This is a genomic window from Cellvibrio mixtus subsp. mixtus J3-8 (assembly GCF_000766945.1).
Taxonomy (GTDB): Bacteria; Pseudomonadota; Gammaproteobacteria; order Pseudomonadales; family Cellvibrionaceae; genus Cellvibrio; species Cellvibrio mixtus_A.
The window spans coordinates 244196-263201 of sequence record NZ_KN266209.1 but is presented as its reverse complement, the minus strand read 5'-3'; the positions used below and the strand labels follow the sequence as shown (position 1 = coordinate 263201).

Below are 19006 nucleotides of genomic sequence, written 5' to 3'. Positions count from 1 at the left end.
CTTCGGCTTCGGCTTCGGCTTCGGCTTCGGCTTCGGCTTCGGCTTCGGCTTCGATGACCAGCTCCGGAATTTGCTCATCCAGGATGTAGGCATCTTCGTCGATCAACTCGACAATATCATTCAACTCTACGGGCTCGGTGAGCTCTATAGGCTCATCAAGGTGGATCGTTTCATCGGGCGTGAATGCGCCGGCAAAATTGATCACTTCGCCCAGTTCTGCCGCTTCACTGAAGTCTACAGATTGGCGTTCAACGATTTCATCAACATTGATGAGTTCCGGTTCGGCTCCAGTGGATTCGGCGAGTTCAATAGCGTCATCAAGCAGCACAGGCTCATCAGGCAGATCGAGGGCTTCGTCCGGATCGATGGTCTCGACAAAGACCATGTCCTCACCCGGCTCTGCAATGTAATCCATCAATGTTGGCGCAAAACCCGGTTCGATGACTTCACTAACTTCATCATTGGGCTCAACAGTATCCGCGGGGTGATCCAGCTCGATGGCTTCATCGGCAGGGCTAATTCCAGAGAAATCTATCGATTCTCCCAAGGCGGCGTCGCCAAGATCAACGGTCTCGCTCAGGTCTACGATTTCAATCGCTTCGGCATCGCTGTTTGATGTTGTTTCAAGCTCAACCTCATCGGTCAGCTCAATCACTTCATCTAAGTCGATGGTTTCACCAATATCGCTGGCTGCTACGTCATCATCCTCGTCGAGTACCAGCGTCTCATCGGCTGAGCTGGCCTCAGCGAATGCGTCAACGTTCAACGTTGGCAATTCATCCAATTCGCTATTGAAGGCGCCAGGTGGATTTTCTTCCACGACCTGGTCAACCAGCGGGATTTCTTCATTGATTACCGGTATTGGATCATTTGCCAGGCTGGTGATAGTGACGACTTCGTTGCTGAGCAACTCGTCCAGGGATGCGTTGATGGCGTCGGGAATACCATTTAAATTCTGGCCGGCAGCGATGGCATCGACCATATCGAGCAGGGCGGTGTGGGCGCTGTTCAGGGTGTCGCAAATAGCGGGCGAGCAATGTAACTGGTCGGCAATGATAGCTTCATAGATATTGTGCAACTTGGCACTAAGTTCGGCCATTGCCGGCAAATATGCGTGGGCTGCTGCCAGGGTCAGCTTGCCCAATTCGTCCATCACCGGTATCAGGTGGGTGGCGTCACGCGGGTTGTTCTGCCATTGGGCGATAAACTGGTCTGCATCCAGCAGCAGGTTCATTTCCTCGGCCATAAAAATGGCCAGCAATTCCGGATCTACCGGGCGTTTGCCGCTTTCATCCAGTTCTTGCAGGCTGACCAATGGTGCAATATGAATTTCACGCAGCTCATGCACCCGCGCAATGAATTGATTCAAACGTGGAATATCAACCGTTTCACCCGATTCAATCTGATGCAGGGCAATTTGGGTGTAACTGACGGCATCGCGCAACAACTGGAGGATATCGTCGTTGATATTCACATGATAAGAACGCAACTCTTTAACAAAACGCTCAAGTGGCGTTGCCAGCTCGGCAACTGGCGTAACTTCCGCCATGTGCGCGCTGCCTTTTAACGTATGCAGGGCGCGCTGCATATCTTCGCTGGGCGGTTCGTAGATAGGCGCTTCCGCTTCCATCCGCTGGATAAACTGCTGCACGATGTGCAAATGGTAAATGGCTTCAGCACCGAAGATGTCCCAGAGTTGGGCATCCGGATCATCGATATCGATGTCTTCATCGACCGATTCGTTGTAGTTGAAATGGGCGCTTTGGTGTTCGCTATATGCCTGGCTGAGCTCGATTTCCTCCGCACCAGCCTCTTCAACCAATTCAATAACCGATTCGGTGCTGTCCGTTGCTGTGGCTTCGTCTTCAAGGTTGATGATTTCATCGTCATCGGCGGCTTCTGTTGCGTCGGCGTCGTTAACAACGTCGTCTTCCAGCTCCAATAAATCAGCTTCATCATCTCCACTGTCAATCGGTGCTTCGGCCAATGCAGCTTCTTCAATTTGCGCACTTATGCCAGCGGCGTTGGCCTGGCTTGCAGGTGCTGTTTCCAGTTCAGCCAGGAGCGCATCGGGAATAACGCCTTGTGAAAGCGATTGGGCCTGTTGGCGGTAGGTTTCAGCCAATGCGGCGTGCGGGTTCGGTTGGTTATCGCGGAAGGCAGCGATCATGTCCGGCAGCAAGCCACGCACGTTTTCAATGATATGTACGTGCACCGCCTGCGCGACTATGGTGTGGTCGATTACGCGGTTGAGCATGTTTTCAATCGACCAGGCAAGCTCGCCAATTTCGTTGGCGCCGACCATGCGTCCGCTACCTTTCAAGGTATGGAATGCGCGGCGGAATTCGATCAGGGAATTGTTATCTTCAAAATTTTGTGCCCAGCGCGGGAAGTATTCACCGATGGTTTCGGTTACTTCGCCCGCTTCTTCAATGAAGATTTCAATGATTTCATCGTCGATATCTTCATTATTCTGGCGTTGGATAACCGGCGCATTATTAGTTGCAATCAGGGTCACTTCTTCAGCAGCAACATCGGGCTCGCTATCATCGGTTGCCGCAATAATCGCTTCGGTCTGATCAATGGTGGAAGGTACTTCAGCGACTGGTGTAATTGCGTCATCCAGCGCAGTTCCAGGTTCATCGATGCGGTCATCGGCAGTAACGCCAACGATTTCGGGTACGGCCTGGGCGTAAATGGCTTCCAGTCGGGAAGACGCTTCTTCCCCGGTAGTGGGTGCCGGTTCCGTATAAATTGTCTTGCCGTACGCCGCTGCCAATTCCGCTTCTTCGGTAGTTCCGCTATCTGCAGTAACAACAGCGGTGTCCGGTGCAGCAGTTTGTGATGTGGAATCGGGTTTACCGGTTTTGGCAACGCCATAACCCAGGCTGGCTACGCTTTCTTCGGCCACACTGAGTAGCAAATCGTTTTCATCTTTGCGGCCACCGCTACTTAAACGTTCCAGGTAATACTCAACGCTGGTAATCGCATCCGCCAGGGTATCGAGGGTGGTCCATTGCGGCGTGCTTTCCTGCTCCAGCAATTGCTCTTCGATAAACCGGGCGCAGGCACCAAGAATACGCGCCGGGCGGGGCAATGGCATGATTTCCAGGCCGCCGCGAATTTCGCGCAGGGTTGTGGGAACGCTTTGCAAATGCTGGCGATTCCACTGGGACGCAATGTATTCGATGATGGCGTCTTTGGCGTGCTCCAGGCCATTGCGCGATTCCCGCAACACCGATTCTTTGGCGCGGGTCAGGGTGATATCGCTTTCATCAGCGTGTTTCGGGTCCTGGCCGCCGGGCTCGGTCAGGCTTTCCAGTGCGTTTTCGACGGAAATGATCTGGCTGGCAATAGCGAGCAGTTGTTCATCGTTCAGTTGGCTGTGGGAGTCAACCACCAACTCCAGTGCCGCGCCTTGTTCAAGGATGCGTTTGCGCAAATCGCCCAGGCCCAATACGGCCAGGGTATCGGCAACCCGCTTAACAATTGGCAATGCCTCGTTGAGCGTCGCCTGGGTATCGCCACCGGCGAGGCAAACGTCCAGGCTGTTTTTGATCAGGTTCAGCTCTTCTTTCAGGGCGCCAACCACCGAGCGCATGGCGTCGGCGTCCGGTACGGAAAGCATATTCTGGCTTTCATCGCCGGTTTCCTTACCTTCCAGCAGCGCTTCTTCCAAATGGTAGGTTTCGTAGATGCGTTGCAAATGGGAATTGGGTGGAAAGCCGGGGGCGTGTTTACCCGCGCGGGCGACGTAATAAAGCAGGTTTTTGATCAATTCGTCATTGGTAAAGCTGTTCAGTGCTTTAACGCCATGAACAGCGAGCACTTTGATTTCTTTATCCAGTTGGCGCAGCAAATTCTTAACCGCAACGCTGATTTCAATTGCATCGATTTCAATCGCTTCCACCAGCGCCACGCAAATATCCCAGAGCGCAAAGCGCGCGGTGCCATGGGTTAATTTTTGCAGGCGGGAAAACGCTTTTTGCAGATAGGCCAGATTCTCTTCGGGGTTTACGCCGCGAATAAATCCGGATGCCGCATATTGGTACATCTGGCGCAGTTTGAGCACCATCGCCTGGAATTGTACGTTGTCGTTGGTCACTGGCAGGCGCGCGCCGCTCACTTTTTTAGCGGGCGTTAAATTGGGAACAAACAGTTTGGTGTCAGTCAGCAAGCTTTCGCCACGCACCGCGCGCAGGTCATTGAGCAGCGGCAGCACAATCAGCGGGTTATCTTTACGGGTGGCTTTTACCTGGTCGAGGTACAACGGGAATTGCAAAATCGCGCGCATCAATACTTCTTGCGCTTCACTGGCATTGGCGACGGTGTTGGCAATCATCGCCTGGGTTAATTGTTCCATTTCGCTGGCGAGCATGGCGGCGCCATAGAACTCTACCATTTGCAAACTGCCGTGTACCTGATGGATATGGGTTAGGCAGAAGCGGATGCGCGCGGCATCTTTAGGATTTTCCACGTAACTTTCGAGCGATTGGCGCGCTTCTTTAAGCGTTTCGCTGATCTCATGGATCAACCAATCCAACGCGGCAAAATTGCGATTGTCTGCCATGCAGAACTATCCTCTCTTTATTTTCGCTCGATGCGACTTTGCTATTTTTGGTAGTTGTTTTTTTAGCTGTTACTGTGTCTGGCGAATATAGGCTTGCACCTGGTCATCACTGGTGCGCTGCATGTCCGGGTGCTCCCAATCCATGACTTCACCCAGGCCAACAATCAATAAACCACCCGGTTTGAGGCGGTCGACCAGAGCATTCAATACATCGCGGCGCAGCCAGCGGCGGAAATACACCAGCAGGTTTTGGCAGAAAATCACATCGACCTGGACCTGCGGCAATTGCCGTGCATTGATAATGTTGCTCTGGGTAAAACACACGCGATCACGCAATTTGTTTACCACTTCATAACTGCCATCTGCACACAACTGCAGGTAGCGCCTGGCTTCGTCCGGCTTCACTTGTTCAACCCGACGCTTGCCATAACGCCCCTTGCGACCGGTGGCCAGCGCGGAGGGGCTGATATCCATGGCGGTGATACCATAAAACGGGCTTATCGCCGCCAGTTCAAAGCAATCGTTAACGACCATTGCCAGTGAATAGGCTTCTTCACCGGTCGCACACCCCAGGCTCCACACATCAAAACTGTCGTGCAGCGCCTGGTTATTAATTTTTTGCTGGAGGTAGTTGCGCACGTATTCGATGGATTCGCGATGGCGGAAAAAGCTGGTTTCTTTTACCGCGATACGATCTACCAGGCGCGCCCATTCCAGTTTTGAATCAACGCTTTCCTCGGCGACAAACAAGTAATAACTGTCGTAATCGCTGTAACCCATATCGCGCAGGCGCGCATAGATCTGCGATTCAAGCCAGGCCTTCTGCTGGAACACCAGTTGTATGCCCGTACGCTCCTCCAAAAGTTTGCCCCATTGGAGAAACTGGTCTTCGGAGAGTGTAGGTAATGTGCGTAATGACCAGGCCATAGTGACTAACTTGTATCGCTACCAGCTTTTTTGCCAGACAGTTACCAGCATGCCGCCAGGGGCGCTGGCGGCATTATTTATCAAGCTTTTGAGGGATGCCCGAAGACGTCGTCGTCCGGCAGTAATTCGTCATCCAGGTCGATAACTTCAGTCGCGCTGTCAAAATCCATGGCGGGTGTAGCCATGGCATGGCGCGCGGCGTTGGCCCGGCCTTCCGACATATCTTCTTCCGGCAGTTTGAAACCGGCTACGGATTCACGCAGGTCGAGTGCCATTTCAGCGAGGTTACCAATCGACTGCGCCGTGGCAGAAGTACCGGCAGAAGTTTGGGTAGTAATCTCTTGAATAACATTCATCGTGTTGGAGATGTGACCCGCAGACGATGCCTGTTGGCGCGCGGCGTTCGAAATGTTCTGGATCAATTCCGCGAGGCTTGACGATACGTTTTCAATTTCTTCCAGTGCCACACCCGCATCCTGTGCGAGGCGCGCACCGCGCACCACTTCAGAGGTGGTTTGTTCCATCGAAATTACCGCTTCGTTGGTATCGTTCTGGATCGTTTTTACCAGCGCTTCGATCTGCTTGGTTGCTGCTGCGGAACGTTCCGCAAGGCGTTGAACTTCGTCCGCTACCACCGCGAAGCCGCGGCCTGCGTCACCGGCCATCGATGCCTGGATCGCAGCGTTAAGTGCGAGGATGTTGGTTTGGTCGGCAATGTCGTTAATCAAACTTACGATATCACCGATCTCCTGTGACGATTCACCGAGGCGTTTAATACGTTTGGAGGTGTCCTGGATCTGCTCACGGATGGTATCCATCCCGTGGATAGTGTTCTGTACCACTTTCGCACCGTTGCCCGCGATCGATACCGCGCGTTCCGCTACCGCAGCCGATTCGGCGGCGTTCGCAGATACCTGGTCAATGGTGACCGCCATTTCGTTTACCGCGGCCGATGCACCGGCGATTTCTTGCGCCTGGTGTTCAGATGCTTCAGCGAGGTGCAATGCCGTTTGCTGGGTTTCCTGTGCCGCGGCTGATACGTTTACTGCGGTTTCGTTGATTCGCGCTACCAGGATACGCAGCTGGTCAATGGTGAAGTTGATAGAGTCAGCAATCGCACCGGTGAAGTCCTCGGTTACGGTGGCGGTAGTGGTCAGGTCACCGTCCGCGAGGTCGGCCAGTTCATCGAGGAGACGCAAAATCGCCGTCTGGTTACGTTCGTTGGTGTCAGCAGTTTCGTCTGCGCGTTTACGTGCGCCCATGTATTGGTTGAAACCGATATAGAACAGTGAAATCAGCGCAATGGCAGCCAGTACAAATACAACTTTGTTGTTGATCGGGCGGGTGTCGGCTTGTACCGCGATGCGGTCGGAAATGGTGGCCAGTGCTTGCAATAATTGCGGGTTGTCGCTCAACAGGGCGTCAGATGCCTGACGGGCGCGGAACAGGGTAGTAGAACCGTTTACCATTTCCTGGATTGATTTGTTCACGCTCGCAAACAATTGGGTAATTTTTTCCAGGCTGGCGCGCGCCTGCGAGTCGGATACACGGGTAATTCGCAGTGCCGGGTCGCCTTCTTTCATGGCGGTCAATACGCGGGCGTAGAAGTTGGCGTCACGGTTAAACTGGTCGGCTGCGGTGCTGGCATCGGCGTCGCCGCGCAGCATTTTATCGATGTTACGACCGATACGTTCTACCCGCCAGGAAAGTAGCTGTGCCTGGATGGATTGGTCAGTCGGTGCATCGGATTCCATAAGGATATCTACGATATCGTTATGTTCGGTTTGCAATGATGGCAGGTTCTCATTCAGGGTTTTGCCAACGTTATTGAGCGATACAATGACGTCTTTGTTGTTCACGATGTCCTGGGCGTTGGCTTTCGCACGGTCCCAAATATCGCCATACGCTTTGAATTCTGCCGCCAGTGCGGACTTGGTGCTGTCATCGCTGGTGCGCAACATGTTCCAGGTACCGTCCATGCTTTGGACTACGCCGGTCAACTCGGCAAAGGCTTTTTCGTTACCGGATGTAGCGTCGCGCGCTAACGAGGTTAAACGGTAAGCCTGTGCACGCAAGTCAGCGGCTTGTTGCAGGTAGCGCTGGTCGTTGGTTTTTCCCTGGTCGATCAGGAAGAGAAAAATTATCGCAGCGACAAATGACGCTATCAGCGCAACCGAGGCGACCACTATCGTCGGTTTTGCCCGGAAAGCGGCAATCTTTGAATCAGTTTTCATCTAAGCACTCCTACACCAGCGTTCGGTTTTATTTTTTCTGTCCCACTGCACTTTTTGTTGGTTGCGGCTGTTATTACGGCTAGCTCATCCAAAAAGCGTTGATTGGTTTCTCACTCTGTTTGACTTACGGTATTTACGTACAGCGTTTTTTCTATCCAGTGTTATCGCTTCCTAGGATTTTGCCGCATTGGTAAAGCGCGGGTCTTCGGCCAGCAATGCCGGTCGAAACAGCGACCAACGCTCTCCACCCTGGGGATAACTGCCGGTAACGAAGGGCAAAATACTGGTTGCGATGGTTCCTGCCTGATCGCTGTATTCATCCATGGGAAAATGTTGCATACCAAAGACCTGATCCACGATGAGGCCGGAATACAGGGTTTCGGTTTCAAGAATTAGTACGCGGCGATGTTTGCGCGTGCCAGTCAGGCGATCACCAAAAAACATGGCGAGATCAAACAGGGGCAGTAATCGCCCGCGCACATTGGCTACGCCTTTTACCCAGGGTTGGACGCCGGGCAAATGGGTGTGGTTGGGAACTTCGAGCATCTCCGAAACTTCACCGATGGGCGCTACAAAATAACTGCCCATTAACGAAAAACCGATACCGCTCCAATGGGGCCGAATGTCTGCCTGGGCAGGCAAACCCTTTGCGGCCGCGCGACTGCGTTGCGCCAATGTGAGTAAGGCCTGAAAAGCAGCCTGTGGTTCTGACATAGCTCTGTCCGTAACTTTATTGCATCAACTTTGTGGCTGGAATTAACCAGATGGTCGGTATTGATGCTTGTTATTTTTGCCCGATTAGCTTCTGAGCGCTTTCGTCGATATCCCTGGTAGTACGTTTACGGGTTGAGTCCGGTCTAGCGCAATACTTCCGCCATCGCTGCCATCAGCACTTCCTGGGTAATGGGCTTGGACAGATAAGCCTTGGCGCCCTGACGCATGCCCCAAACACGGTCAGTTTGTTGATCCTTGGTAGTCACAATGATCACGGGAATGTGGGCTGTTTCCGGTGCTTTGGTCAACTGGCGCGTCGCCTGGAAACCATTCAAACCGGGCATTACCACATCCATTAAAACAACATCGGGCAGCTCTTTTTGAGCCAGCGCAATACCAGCCTCACCATTATCGGCAGTGATCACCACATGGCCGTTTTTCTCGAGCATGCTGGTGAGTTTGTAGGTTTCCGTAGGTGAGTCATCAATAATCAATACTCGGGCCATAATTGCTCCAAAAAACGAATAAATGTTCCGCGAGGAGTGCGGCGAATATTAAACAGTCCTTTGGAAGTTGATCCAGGCGATCAGCAGGTCCCACCTGCTACCTAAAGCACTAAAAACCAATAACGCCCGTCAGGGTCAAGAAGCTTTCAAATGCTTGACGTGCGCTTCAATCGCGCCGAGCAGCTCGCTTTTGCTGAAAGGTTTGGTGAGGTATTGATCGGAGCCGACAATACGCCCTTTGGCTTTATCGAACAGGCCGTCTTTACTGGATAACATGATGACCGGGGTGGTCTTGAATTCGCTATTATTTTTGATCAGGGCACAGGTTTGATAGCCGTCGAGGCGCGGCATCATTATGTCTACAAAAATAATATCGGGGCGGGTATCGGCGATTTTTGCCAGGGCATCAAAGCCATCGGTGGCGGTAATCACCATGCAACCCGCTTTTTTGAGCAGTGTTTCAGCCGTGCGACGGATGGTTTTGCTGTCGTCTATAACCATCACTTTGAGGCTTTCGTAAGTTACTTCCATACTCTGACCTTGCCTTTTGTTATTGCCGTAGTTGCCAGAAATACGCGTTGATCGGTTGATATTGTTAATTTGGAGCCAGGGACGCGCGACTAAATCCTTCATCCAAAGTAGTGTCAAAATAACGCCATCTTTGAAAAGCAAACTTTTAACACAGTTTTTAGGGTTATGCCATAACTGTTTGAATATATGAGTAATCTATTCCGTTTTTATAGCTTTTAGTGCGCAAATATTGCAGCTCAATAACCTTGCTTTAATTGTCCTGAGGACTTAACTTTAGCCCGCCCTTGCCGGTCCGGCAATTTTTTAAGCGACTTAATAATACATAAATTGTATTACTTATTAGAGTAAATTCTATGGCTATCTCTCTCGGCGTGGTGATGGACCCCATCGCAGATATCAAATTCTACAAAGACACCACGTTAGCCTTGCTATTGGCAGCGCAGGAACGCGGCTGGGATTTGCATTACATGGAACAAAAGGATTTATATCTGTTGCAAGGTGAAGCTCGCGCCAATACTCGCAATTTATTCGTGGCCGACAATGGCGACAGCTGGTTCGAGTTAGGTTTGCATGAAGATAAAAAGCTCGGTGAGCTCGACGTGATCCTGATGCGTAAGGACCCGCCGTTCGATAACGAGTACATCTATAGCACTTATATATTGGAAGCGGCCCAGCAACAGGGGGCGTTGGTAGTTAACGATCCCCGCAGCCTGCGCGATTGCAACGAGAAGATATTTGCCACCCAATTTCCCCAATGCTGTCCGCCAGTATTGGTGAGCCGCGATATGCTGCGCCTGCGCGAGTTCCATCACCAGCATGGCGATGTGATTTTTAAGCCGCTTGATGGTATGGGTGGCAGCCGTATTTTTCGCTGCCGCCACGACGACCCCAACGTCGGGGTCATCCTGGAAACCCTCACTGAATTTGGCCAGCAGCTGATTATGGCGCAGCGCTATATCCCTGCCATCAGCGAGGGTGACAAGCGCATTCTGGTGGTAGATGGGGAAGCGGTGCCTTATTGCCTGGCGCGGATTCCGGCGAAGGGAGAGACACGTGGCAACCTGGCGGCGGGCGGTACCGGAGTAGCGCAGCCGTTGACGGATAAGGATTACTGGATTGTGGAACAAGTTGCGCCGACCTTGAAGGCCAAAGGTTTGATGTTCGTCGGGCTGGATGTGATCGGTGAATACCTGACCGAAATTAATGTCACCAGTCCAACCTGCGCGCGCGAAATCGATAAAGCCTACAACACCGGAATTGGGTCACGGCTAATTGACGCCATTGAGCGTAAATTGGCGTCCCGTTAATCAAGTGGGTTATTGCAGATGAATCAGGCGGTTGCCCTGGAAGAACCAGCATTCGACATCCCGCCGGTAGACACCGGTGATCGCCTGAGCTTCACCTTTTTTGTGGCGATTGTCCTGCATGCTTTTGTGTTGTTGGGTATCGGGTTCAAAATGCCCGAACATAAAAATACTTCGCAAACCATCGAAATCACACTGGCTACCCATAAATCCCTGCGCGAACCCAAAGAGGCTGATTTTTTGGCTCAGCATAACCAGGAAGGCAGCGGCACCCTGGATGAGGCCAAGCAAATAACGACTGAGCGCCAGGCACAATTTGCCGATACCCAGGTGCGCGAAGTTAGCCCATTGCAACAGCAAGCTGCATCGACCCCAAAAGTCCGCGATCAGCAATTATTGAGTACCCGCGCAGCATCGGAACGCAAAACCCAGTTCAAGCTAAATCCCAATGAGCAGGAACAGCGGGAGCAAATGGACGGCAATGAAAAAGATCAGCTAATGGTATCGAGTGAAATCGCCAGCCTTCAGGCCAAGCTCGATAAACAGCGCCAGGAATATGCCAAGCGTCCGCGTGTGCGCACCCTTACATCGGTATCCACCAAGGCCTCGTTTGATGCCAAATACCTGAATGACTGGAGTGTGAAGATCGAAAATGTAGGGAATAAGAATTATCCCCCTGAAGCGCTGAATCGCCATATCACCGGTAATCTGCGGCTCTCGGTCATGATTAACCCGGATGGCACCATCTATGAAATCAAAGTATTGCAGTCTTCCGGCCAACGGTTATTGGACGATGCCGCACGCCAGATAGTGCGTTTATCGGCCCCTTTTTCCAGTTTTCCCCCTGAAATTCGTAAACAAGCTGACCGCTTGCAGATTATTCGTACCTGGCGCTTTGAAATCACCGGCGCGAACACATCGATTACCACTTCGGCAAATTAGCGTTGGAATAAATTTACCTGCCCGGCTTGTTTTAGCGGGGATTGGCCTCATACTGAATCCATGATGCAAAAAAATACTTTTACTGATTACGATGAACTCACGCCGGGCAGCTTGCGCAATCACTTTTTGATTGCGATGCCGGGTTTAAACGATTCGTCTTTTGCGCACACGGTGACCTATATCTGCGAACACAGCGATAAAGGTGCTATGGGTGTAGTGATTAATACGGCGACGCCGATGCTACTTAAAGAGATCTTCGCGCAAATGGATTTGAATGACGTAGCGGATCAAGGTGAGCAAATTGTCATGAGTGGTGGCCCTGTCCAACCTGAGCGCGGTTTCGTGCTGCACTCCAACGAAACCAAATGGCAGTCCACGCTTGAGGTTTCCCCCGATATCAGCCTCACTGCTTCGCGCGATATTATTGCGGCCCTTGCAGAAGGTAAGGGGCCAAAACAGTGCTTGATTACATTGGGTTATGCCGGTTGGGGCGAGGGCCAACTGGAAGCGGAAATTGCCGCGAACTCCTGGTTGACAGTCCCTGCCGATAAAGAAATTATTTTTAACACACCTTTTGAACAACGATGGACTGCCGCAGCCCAGGCGTTGGGCATTGATGTCAATCTGATTCCATTAACTGCCGGCCACGCCTAGCTAACGCATCCTGTTGGTCCGGCTGATTTTCTGCGCTAGTAATTCCCATGATTAAAACTCTGCTCGCCTTCGATTACGGCACCAGGAATATTGGTGTTGCTTCCGGTCAAACTATCACCTGTTCTGCGAATTCGCTTGCGCCGTTAAAAGCAAAAGATGGTGTTCCCGATTGGACCCACATCGAAAAAATATTAACGGAATGGAAGCCGGATTTGGTATTGGTCGGCTTGCCGCTGAATATGGATGATACTGAAAGCGAATTAAGTGCACGTGCACGAAAATTTGCCAACCGGTTACACGGGCGTTTCGGAGTAAAAATAGAATTGGTAGATGAACGCCTTACCAGCTTTGAAGCCAAGGGGGAAATAATGAAACGCGGCGGCTCGCGCGATTACAAAAACAACCCGGTTGATTCGATAGCTGCGCGTTTAATCCTTGAAAGCTGGTTTGAGCGTAACTAAAAAATAGGGTGCAAATAAAAATGCCAGACATTGTCTGGCATTTTTATTCAGGCTTTTTTCAAACAGAAATTAAAACATTTTTCCCCGATTATTATGCTCATCACTTTGGATCGACAAACTATCCGCTGCATGTGATAAATAATTTGCATCGGTTTCGGAGCCGAGTTTGATCATCAGGCGCAAATCGTTGGGCGAGTCCGCATGCAGTAATGCATCTTCATAGGTAATCTCACCGTTGTCGTACAGTGCATACAATGCCTGGTCGAATGTCTGCATGCCCAATTCGGTTGATCGTTTCATCAACTCTTTCAAATCCGACACTTCGCCTTTGCGAATCAGATCTTGTGCGAGTGGTGTATTAATCATAATTTCCAGACACGCACGGCGGCCATTACCATCGGGAGTGGGAATTAATTGCTGTGCGACGATTGCCTTCAGGTTTAACGACAAATCCATCCACAATTGGCGATGGCGATCGGCCGGGAAAAAGTGAATGATACGGTCCAGCGCCTGGTTGGCGTTGTTGGCGTGGAGTGTACACAAACACAAATGGCCGGTTTCGGCGAAGGCAATCGCATGATCCATGGTTTCGCGTGAACGCACCTCGCCAATCAGGATTACATCAGGTGCCTGGCGCAAGGTATTTTTCAACGCAACTTCAAACGAATCGGTGTCAATTCCCACTTCGCGCTGGGTGATAATGCAACCTTGATGCTGGTGGATAAATTCAATCGGATCTTCGATAGAAATAATATGGCCTTTACTGTTTTGGTTGCGGTGGCCAATCATTGAGGCGAGCGACGTGGATTTACCTGTGCCGGTGGCGCCCACAAAAATAATCAGGCCGCGTTTGGTCATCGCCAATTCTTTTACAATTTCCGGTAAACCCAATTCATCAATTTGCGGAATTTTGGTTTCGATACGGCGCAGCACCATGCCAGCAAGGTTGCGTTGATAAAAAGCGCTGGCGCGAAAGCGCCCGATACCGCGTGCGCTTACCGCAAAGTTAAGTTCTTTATTTTCCAAAAATTCAATGCGCTGTTTTTCATTCATCACGCTCAGCACCAGTTCACGCGCTTTCTCCGGGGCGAGCGGTGTAGCGGTCACGGGTACAATTTTGCCGTGGACTTTGATCGAAGGCGGTACGCCGGCGGTGATAAATAAATCCGACGCGCCTTTTTCAACCATCAACGTTAATAAACGATCAAAATCCATAACAAACCACCTGAAAAATTATTGAAATACGTGTGACTGAGATGAAAATAAAAACTGGAAAACGTAATGAATAAACTATTTCCCGTTAAATCCAAAAGATTTTCTGTTAGAAGTTTTCCGGGAATTTGGCTTTGGCTTTGGCTGCCTCGCGGCTGACAATCCGGCGCGATACCAAATCTGCCAGGCACTGGTCCATAGTCTGCATACCCAACGAGGCACCGGTTTGGATTGCGGAATACATTTGCGCAACTTTATCTTCGCGGATCAGGTTACGAATCGCTGAAGTCCCGCGCATGATTTCGTGTGCAGCGACGCGGCCACCGCCGTTTTTCTTCATCAAGGTTTGCGAGATTACTGCTTGCAGTGATTCTGACAGCATTGAACGCACCATGGATTTTTCATTGGCCGGGAACACGTCCACGATACGGTCAATGGTTTTTGCGGCGGAAGTGGTGTGCAGCGTACCAAATACCAGGTGGCCGGTTTCGGCGGCGGTCAAGGCGAGGCGAATGGTTTCCAGGTCGCGCATCTCACCTACCAGGATAATGTCCGGGTCTTCACGGAGTGCAGAGCGAAGGGCTTCGTTAAAACCGTGGGTGTCGCGGTGTACTTCACGCTGGTTGACCAGGCACTTTTTGGATTCGTGTACGAATTCAATCGGGTCTTCGATGGTTAATACGTGTTCGTATTTATTGTCGTTGATGTAGTCGATCATGGCTGCGAGGGTGGTGGATTTACCCGAACCGGTCGGACCGGTTACCAGCACCAAGCCGCGCGGTACCGCGCAGATATCGCGGAATACGTTGCCCATCCCCAATTCTTCCATGGTCAGAACCTTGGAAGGAATGGTCCGGAATACCGCGCCGGCGCCGCGGTTTTGGTTAAAGGCGTTTACGCGGAAGCGGGCGACGCCCGGAACTTCAAACGAAAAGTCGGTTTCCAGGAATTCTTCGTAGTCCTTGCGCTGCTTGTCATTCATAATGTCGTAGATCAAGCCGTGAACCTGCTTGTGCTCCATGGGCGGCAGGTTAATACGACGCACATCGCCATCCACGCGGATCATCGGCGGCAAACCTGCCGAGAGGTGCAAGTCAGATGCGCCTTGTTTGGCGCTAAATGCCAGGAGTTCGGTGATATCCATCAGGGCAACCTTTTGTTATACATCGGCCAGGCCGATTTATGTGATGAGTCAATACAAACTGGATATGCACAAGATAGACGACAAGCTCGCGAAAGTCACCGCACGAATTCATCAAGCTGCCACCGCTGCCGGACGAGATCCGCAAACTGTGCAGTTAATCGCGGTTAGCAAAACCCAGCCTGCGGCAGCCATTGCCGCCGCCTATGCCAGCGGCCAGCGCCGCTTCGGCGAAAACTACCTGCAAGAGGCGCTGGAAAAGCAAATCGCCCTGCAACACCTGCCCGAACTTGAATGGCATTTTATTGGCCCCATCCAGTCCAACAAAACCCGTGCTATTGCCGAACATTTTAGCTGGGTGCATTCGGTGGATCGGTTGAAAATTGCCCAGCGTTTAAATGACCAGCGCCCGGCGCATCTTCCCCCGCTCAATATTTGTGTGCAGGTAAATATTGATGATGAAACCACCAAGTCCGGCGTGAGTCTGGCAGAATTGCCGGCATTGATTACAGCGTTCGCACCGCTGACCCGGCTGGCGTTGCGTGGCTTGATGGCAATTCCCGCAGCGACCGGTGATCCGGCACAACAACGCAAAGCTTTCGCCAAATTGCGTTCGGCATTGCAAGTGTTAAATCTGCAAGGTTTCAAAATGGATACTTTATCGATGGGAATGTCGGGCGACCTGGAATCCGCCATCGCTGAAGGCGCGACTTTTGTGCGTGTCGGCACGGATATTTTTGGAACGCGCGCTTGAACGCCTGACGTTGAAATTCTGCGTTTGAAATGATCGTTTAATCATTAAGGATTTATTGTGAGTACATCCAAAATTGCATTTATCGGCGCTGGCAATATGGCCAGGGCGATTATCGGTGGTTTGTTGGCGGAAGGTTACAGCGCTAGCGATATTGTTGCGGCGGGCCCGCGCGCAGAAACCCTGGAAAAAGTGAAACAGGAATTTGCGATAGCAATTACCACGGACAATAACGCCGCCGCGAAAAAAGCGGATGTCATTGTGTTGTCGGTAAAACCGCAATTATTAAAAGACGTGAGCCTGGCGTTGCGCGCTGCACTTGCGCACAAACCGTTGATTATTTCGGTTGCCGCTGGCATCACCACAGAAAGCCTGGCGAATTGGTTGGGTGATGATCAGGCAATTGTGCGTTGTATGCCAAATACGCCGTCGCAATTGCGCGCGGGTGCGAGCGGATTATTTGCCAATGCACGCGTGAGTGATGTACAAAAATCCACGGCGAATGCGATCCTGGGGGCAGTGGGAATTGTGCAGTGGCTGGACCAGGAGCATCTATTAAATGCAGTGACGGCAGTGTCGGGTTCGGGGCCGGCATATTTCTTTTTGCTGATGGAAGCCATGATTGATGCCGGTGAAAAACTTGGCTTGAGTCGCGAGTGCGCAGCGGAATTAACCCTGCAAACTGCGCTGGGTGCAGCTATGCTCGCCAAGAGCAGTGAGTGCGCTGTGGCGGAATTGCGTCGCCGCGTGACTTCACCCAAAGGCACAACGGAACAGGCAATTAATACATTTGAGCAGGAACAATTGCGCCTAACCGTATTAAACGCAATGACGGCGTGCTCCAATCGCGCTGTTGAATTATCGGAATTATTGGGCAAATAATTTTTACAATATTATGGGTCACCGGAGAATTTCATGATTTCCAATATTTTACATTTGATTGTATATAGCTTGATGTCGCTGTTTCTGGTGATTGTTATTTTGCGGTTTCTGCTACAAGTAGTGCGTGCAGATTTTTATAACCCTGTTTCACAGGCGATTGTTAAAGTCACCATGCCTTTGTTAAAACCACTGCGCAAAATAATTCCCGGTGTATTAGGGATTGATATGGCATCCGTGGTACTGATTGTGTTGGTGCAGTTGGTTGCCAGTATGATTTTGGCTGTGGTGGTTGGCATGACAGAATTATTAGCCAATCCGTTAATTTTAATTGCCTGGGGTTTTGTTGGAACGCTGACGATTATCTCCAGCATTTTTTTCTGGTGCATGATCATCAGTATTATCGGTAGCTTTATTGCGCCGTTTAGTCATCACCCATTGTTGGTGTTGGCAAACCAGATTATTAATCCACTTGCCGCACCGATTCGCAAAGTATTGCCACCTTTAGGTGGAGTAATTGATATATCCCCGATTATTATTTTGCTCGGTTTAAAAGTAGTGGATATGTTAATCCTGCGTTTTGCGATGTTCCTCAATGTGAATCCTTCCGTGACCCTGGGTTACTGGTAATCCGGTTTTCCAATCCATATTTGCCGGCAGGGAAGTTAATTCTCCCTGCCAGTGAAAATCAAATCGCCAGCACCGAAATTACGACATGTATGGCGAGCATTAAAACCTGGTTTTATTAATCCGCTATCAAAATAGGCAGGTACGATTTTTGGTAGGTGCCTTTTTCAAACATCCTTAAGCATTCTTTAGTTTTTCTTCAGGCTTTTTTCGCCCCTGCAATCTTATCGTCGCCATAAGCCAACATTGGCCGATGGTTTTACATTAACGATAAATTTGCTGGAGAAGCACGATGGGGTTTTATAAAAATTTAATTTGCCTGGGTATGTTTGGATTTCTAACCGCATGTGGCGGTAGTGGTGGGGGGGGTTCTGCACCAGCTTCATCTGCTGCGTCGTCTGGTACGCTTGCAAGTTCAACGGTGGTTGTCTCTTCGAGTACAGCGACATCAACATCGTTGCCATCCTCTTCTTCGTTATTATCGTCATCATCATCCAGTGTCGGTTTGCCCGCTAATCGCAACCTGACTCATGCGCGTTGGTCGTTTGATACCAAAGCGAAAGTGCGTTCTACGGCAGTCATTAGTAGCGATGCAGTTATTTTTGGTACTGACAGTGGGACACTGTACGCATTGAGTCGGGATAATGGCAGTGAACAGTGGCGTGTGGATACCGGCGGTGCTATCAGCAGCCATTTGTTACTGATAGATGGTAAAGTCATTTTCCTGAATTACAGCGGCAAAATCATGGCGCTGGATGCCCGGTCAGGAACACAGGTATGGAGTAAAACAGTGGGTAGCGAGTATCTGCGTCCATGGGGGCATCACCTGGCGTCGGCGATAGCGGTGGATGATCGGATTTATATCGGTACCAGTTCCGGCAAGGTGTATGGCCTGGCACATGCTACCGGCGCGGAGGTCTGGAGCATTGATATCAAGAGTGCAGTGCATACTCGTCCGGCATTAGTAAACGGCACATTGTTTGTCAGTTCTGATTCTGCTGTTCACGCGCTTGATATCGCAGCCGGAAAACAACTTTGGAGTCGCCAATTTAATAACCCTACATCACCGGCGGTCGCGGATAACACGCTGGTAGTTGGTTCGCGTGATGCACGTGTGTTCGGGCTGGATGCAAGCACTGGCGCAGATCGCTGGAATATTGCGCACGGGCCGGATTGGGTAACAGGCGATCCGGTGATCCTTGATGGGATTGCTTATATTGGCAGCTCGGACGATAAGAAATACCAGGCGATCAATCTTGTTTCCGGAGCACTGGCGTGGGAAATCGGTACCGGCGGAAACGTATTTGCCAAACCGGTATTCCATGGCGATGTTTCCTACATTAGCGCCGGTGACTCTTATGCAACACCGGGTAGTGGCAGGGTTAGCGCCGTTACCAAGGCGGGCAAGGTGTTATGGACCCTGAGTGGGAAAAACTTTTTTGCCAGCCCTGTAGTGGACGGCGAAAGTGTTTATATCGGCAGTGATGACGGCTATTTTTACGCTTTTCCCGCTTTCTAATCGTGTAGGTAGGTTTCCTTCCGGCGGGATGTCC

16 protein-coding genes are annotated in these 19006 nt (G+C 51.0%); 8 read left to right on the top strand and 8 right to left on the bottom strand.

What is annotated here, in order from left to right; translation table 11 throughout:
- From A596_RS14520 to pilG, 6 genes are all read right to left on the bottom strand, one after another.
- Positions 1 to 4570: FimL-related protein (locus A596_RS14520; protein WP_200882931.1), on the bottom strand; the 4570-nt coding region annotated here is incomplete at its 3' end.
- A gap of 69 nt (positions 4571 to 4639) precedes the next feature.
- Entirely contained in the window at positions 4640 to 5497 is an 858-nt protein-coding gene (locus A596_RS14515) for a CheR family methyltransferase (RefSeq protein WP_039916030.1), read from the bottom strand.
- Between the two features lie 80 nt (positions 5498 to 5577).
- Complete coding sequence (locus A596_RS14510; protein ID WP_039916029.1) at positions 5578 to 7731, bottom strand: methyl-accepting chemotaxis protein; 2154 nt, start codon at positions 7729 to 7731, stop codon at positions 5578 to 5580.
- Between the two features lie 171 nt (positions 7732 to 7902).
- The gene (locus tag A596_RS14505; RefSeq protein WP_039916027.1) at positions 7903 to 8445 is read right to left on the bottom strand and encodes a chemotaxis protein CheW; all 543 of its coding nucleotides are present in this window, start codon (positions 8443 to 8445) and stop codon (positions 7903 to 7905) included.
- Positions 8446 to 8588: 143 nt separating this feature from the next.
- On the bottom strand, positions 8589 to 8951 hold the full coding sequence (pilH, locus tag A596_RS14500) for a twitching motility response regulator PilH (RefSeq protein WP_039916024.1): 363 nt from the start codon (positions 8949 to 8951) through the stop codon (positions 8589 to 8591).
- A 135-nt stretch (positions 8952 to 9086) separates the two neighbouring features.
- Complete coding sequence (gene pilG / locus A596_RS14495) at positions 9087 to 9482, bottom strand: twitching motility response regulator PilG (RefSeq protein ID WP_007639219.1); 396 nt, start codon at positions 9480 to 9482, stop codon at positions 9087 to 9089.
- Positions 9483 to 9835: 353 nt separating this feature from the next.
- Between pilG and gshB the strand changes: the two genes are divergently transcribed.
- The 4 genes from gshB to ruvX are packed head-to-tail and all read left to right on the top strand — an operon-like array spanning position 9836 to position 12843.
- Positions 9836 to 10789 (top strand): glutathione synthase, encoded by a 954-nt coding sequence (gene gshB, locus A596_RS14490; RefSeq protein WP_039916022.1) that lies wholly within the window; start codon positions 9836 to 9838, stop codon positions 10787 to 10789.
- Positions 10790 to 10807: 18 nt separating this feature from the next.
- Positions 10808 to 11728: an energy transducer TonB gene (locus A596_RS14485; RefSeq protein ID WP_052417535.1), complete on the top strand. Its 921-nt coding sequence runs from the start codon at positions 10808 to 10810 to the stop codon at positions 11726 to 11728.
- A gap of 60 nt (positions 11729 to 11788) precedes the next feature.
- On the top strand, positions 11789 to 12382 hold the full coding sequence (locus A596_RS14480; protein ID WP_039916019.1) for a YqgE/AlgH family protein: 594 nt from the start codon (positions 11789 to 11791) through the stop codon (positions 12380 to 12382).
- 47 nt (positions 12383 to 12429) lie between these two features.
- Positions 12430 to 12843, top strand: coding sequence for a Holliday junction resolvase RuvX (gene ruvX, locus A596_RS14475; protein WP_039916016.1), 414 nt, complete (start codon positions 12430 to 12432; stop codon positions 12841 to 12843).
- A gap of 69 nt (positions 12844 to 12912) precedes the next feature.
- Here the strand turns inward: ruvX and A596_RS14470 are convergent, their stop codons facing one another.
- Together A596_RS14470 and A596_RS14465 are read right to left on the bottom strand one after the other, a co-directional pair.
- Complete coding sequence (locus tag A596_RS14470) at positions 12913 to 14058, bottom strand: PilT/PilU family type 4a pilus ATPase (RefSeq protein ID WP_039916013.1); 1146 nt, start codon at positions 14056 to 14058, stop codon at positions 12913 to 12915.
- Positions 14059 to 14164: 106 nt separating this feature from the next.
- On the bottom strand, positions 14165 to 15199 hold the full coding sequence (locus A596_RS14465) for a type IV pilus twitching motility protein PilT (protein ID WP_039916011.1): 1035 nt from the start codon (positions 15197 to 15199) through the stop codon (positions 14165 to 14167).
- A gap of 64 nt (positions 15200 to 15263) precedes the next feature.
- On the opposite strand from A596_RS14465, the gene A596_RS14460 reads away from it, so the two are divergent.
- The 4 genes from A596_RS14460 (at position 15264) to A596_RS14445 (ending at position 18972) form a co-directional block, all read left to right on the top strand.
- The gene (locus A596_RS14460) at positions 15264 to 15950 is read left to right on the top strand and encodes a YggS family pyridoxal phosphate-dependent enzyme (protein ID WP_039916271.1); all 687 of its coding nucleotides are present in this window, start codon (positions 15264 to 15266) and stop codon (positions 15948 to 15950) included.
- Positions 15951 to 16007: 57 nt separating this feature from the next.
- Positions 16008 to 16829: a pyrroline-5-carboxylate reductase gene (proC, locus tag A596_RS14455; RefSeq protein WP_039916010.1), complete on the top strand. Its 822-nt coding sequence runs from the start codon at positions 16008 to 16010 to the stop codon at positions 16827 to 16829.
- A gap of 33 nt (positions 16830 to 16862) precedes the next feature.
- On the top strand, positions 16863 to 17456 hold the full coding sequence (locus A596_RS14450; RefSeq protein WP_039916007.1) for a YggT family protein: 594 nt from the start codon (positions 16863 to 16865) through the stop codon (positions 17454 to 17456).
- A 289-nt stretch (positions 17457 to 17745) separates the two neighbouring features.
- Complete coding sequence (locus tag A596_RS14445; RefSeq protein ID WP_039916004.1) at positions 17746 to 18972, top strand: PQQ-binding-like beta-propeller repeat protein; 1227 nt, start codon at positions 17746 to 17748, stop codon at positions 18970 to 18972.
- Positions 18973 to 19006: the final 34 nt, after the last annotated feature.

What these genes read in the sequence shown, in the direction of transcription:
- A596_RS14450 (WP_039916007.1), top strand. Translation starts at nt 16,863, where the DNA reads ATGATTTCCAATATTTTACATTTGATTGTATATAGCTTGATGTCGCTG.
- A596_RS14470 (WP_039916013.1), bottom strand. Translation starts at nt 14,058, where the DNA reads ATGGATTTTGATCGTTTATTAACGTTGATGGTTGAAAAAGGCGCGTCG.
- pilG (WP_007639219.1), bottom strand. Translation starts at nt 9,482, where the DNA reads ATGGAAGTAACTTACGAAAGCCTCAAAGTGATGGTTATAGACGACAGC.
- A596_RS14460 (WP_039916271.1), top strand. Translation starts at nt 15,264, where the DNA reads ATGCACAAGATAGACGACAAGCTCGCGAAAGTCACCGCACGAATTCAT.
- A596_RS14485 (WP_052417535.1), top strand. Translation starts at nt 10,808, where the DNA reads ATGAATCAGGCGGTTGCCCTGGAAGAACCAGCATTCGACATCCCGCCG.
- A596_RS14465 (WP_039916011.1), bottom strand. Translation starts at nt 15,199, where the DNA reads ATGGATATCACCGAACTCCTGGCATTTAGCGCCAAACAAGGCGCATCT.
- A596_RS14510 (WP_039916029.1), bottom strand. Translation starts at nt 7,731, where the DNA reads ATGAAAACTGATTCAAAGATTGCCGCTTTCCGGGCAAAACCGACGATA.
- pilH (WP_039916024.1), bottom strand. Translation starts at nt 8,951, where the DNA reads ATGGCCCGAGTATTGATTATTGATGACTCACCTACGGAAACCTACAAA.
- gshB (WP_039916022.1), top strand. Translation starts at nt 9,836, where the DNA reads ATGGCTATCTCTCTCGGCGTGGTGATGGACCCCATCGCAGATATCAAA.
- ruvX (WP_039916016.1), top strand. Translation starts at nt 12,430, where the DNA reads ATGATTAAAACTCTGCTCGCCTTCGATTACGGCACCAGGAATATTGGT.
- A596_RS14480 (WP_039916019.1), top strand. Translation starts at nt 11,789, where the DNA reads ATGATGCAAAAAAATACTTTTACTGATTACGATGAACTCACGCCGGGC.
- A596_RS14505 (WP_039916027.1), bottom strand. Translation starts at nt 8,445, where the DNA reads ATGTCAGAACCACAGGCTGCTTTTCAGGCCTTACTCACATTGGCGCAA.
- A596_RS14515 (WP_039916030.1), bottom strand. Translation starts at nt 5,497, where the DNA reads ATGGCCTGGTCATTACGCACATTACCTACACTCTCCGAAGACCAGTTT.
- A596_RS14445 (WP_039916004.1), top strand. Translation starts at nt 17,746, where the DNA reads ATGGGGTTTTATAAAAATTTAATTTGCCTGGGTATGTTTGGATTTCTA.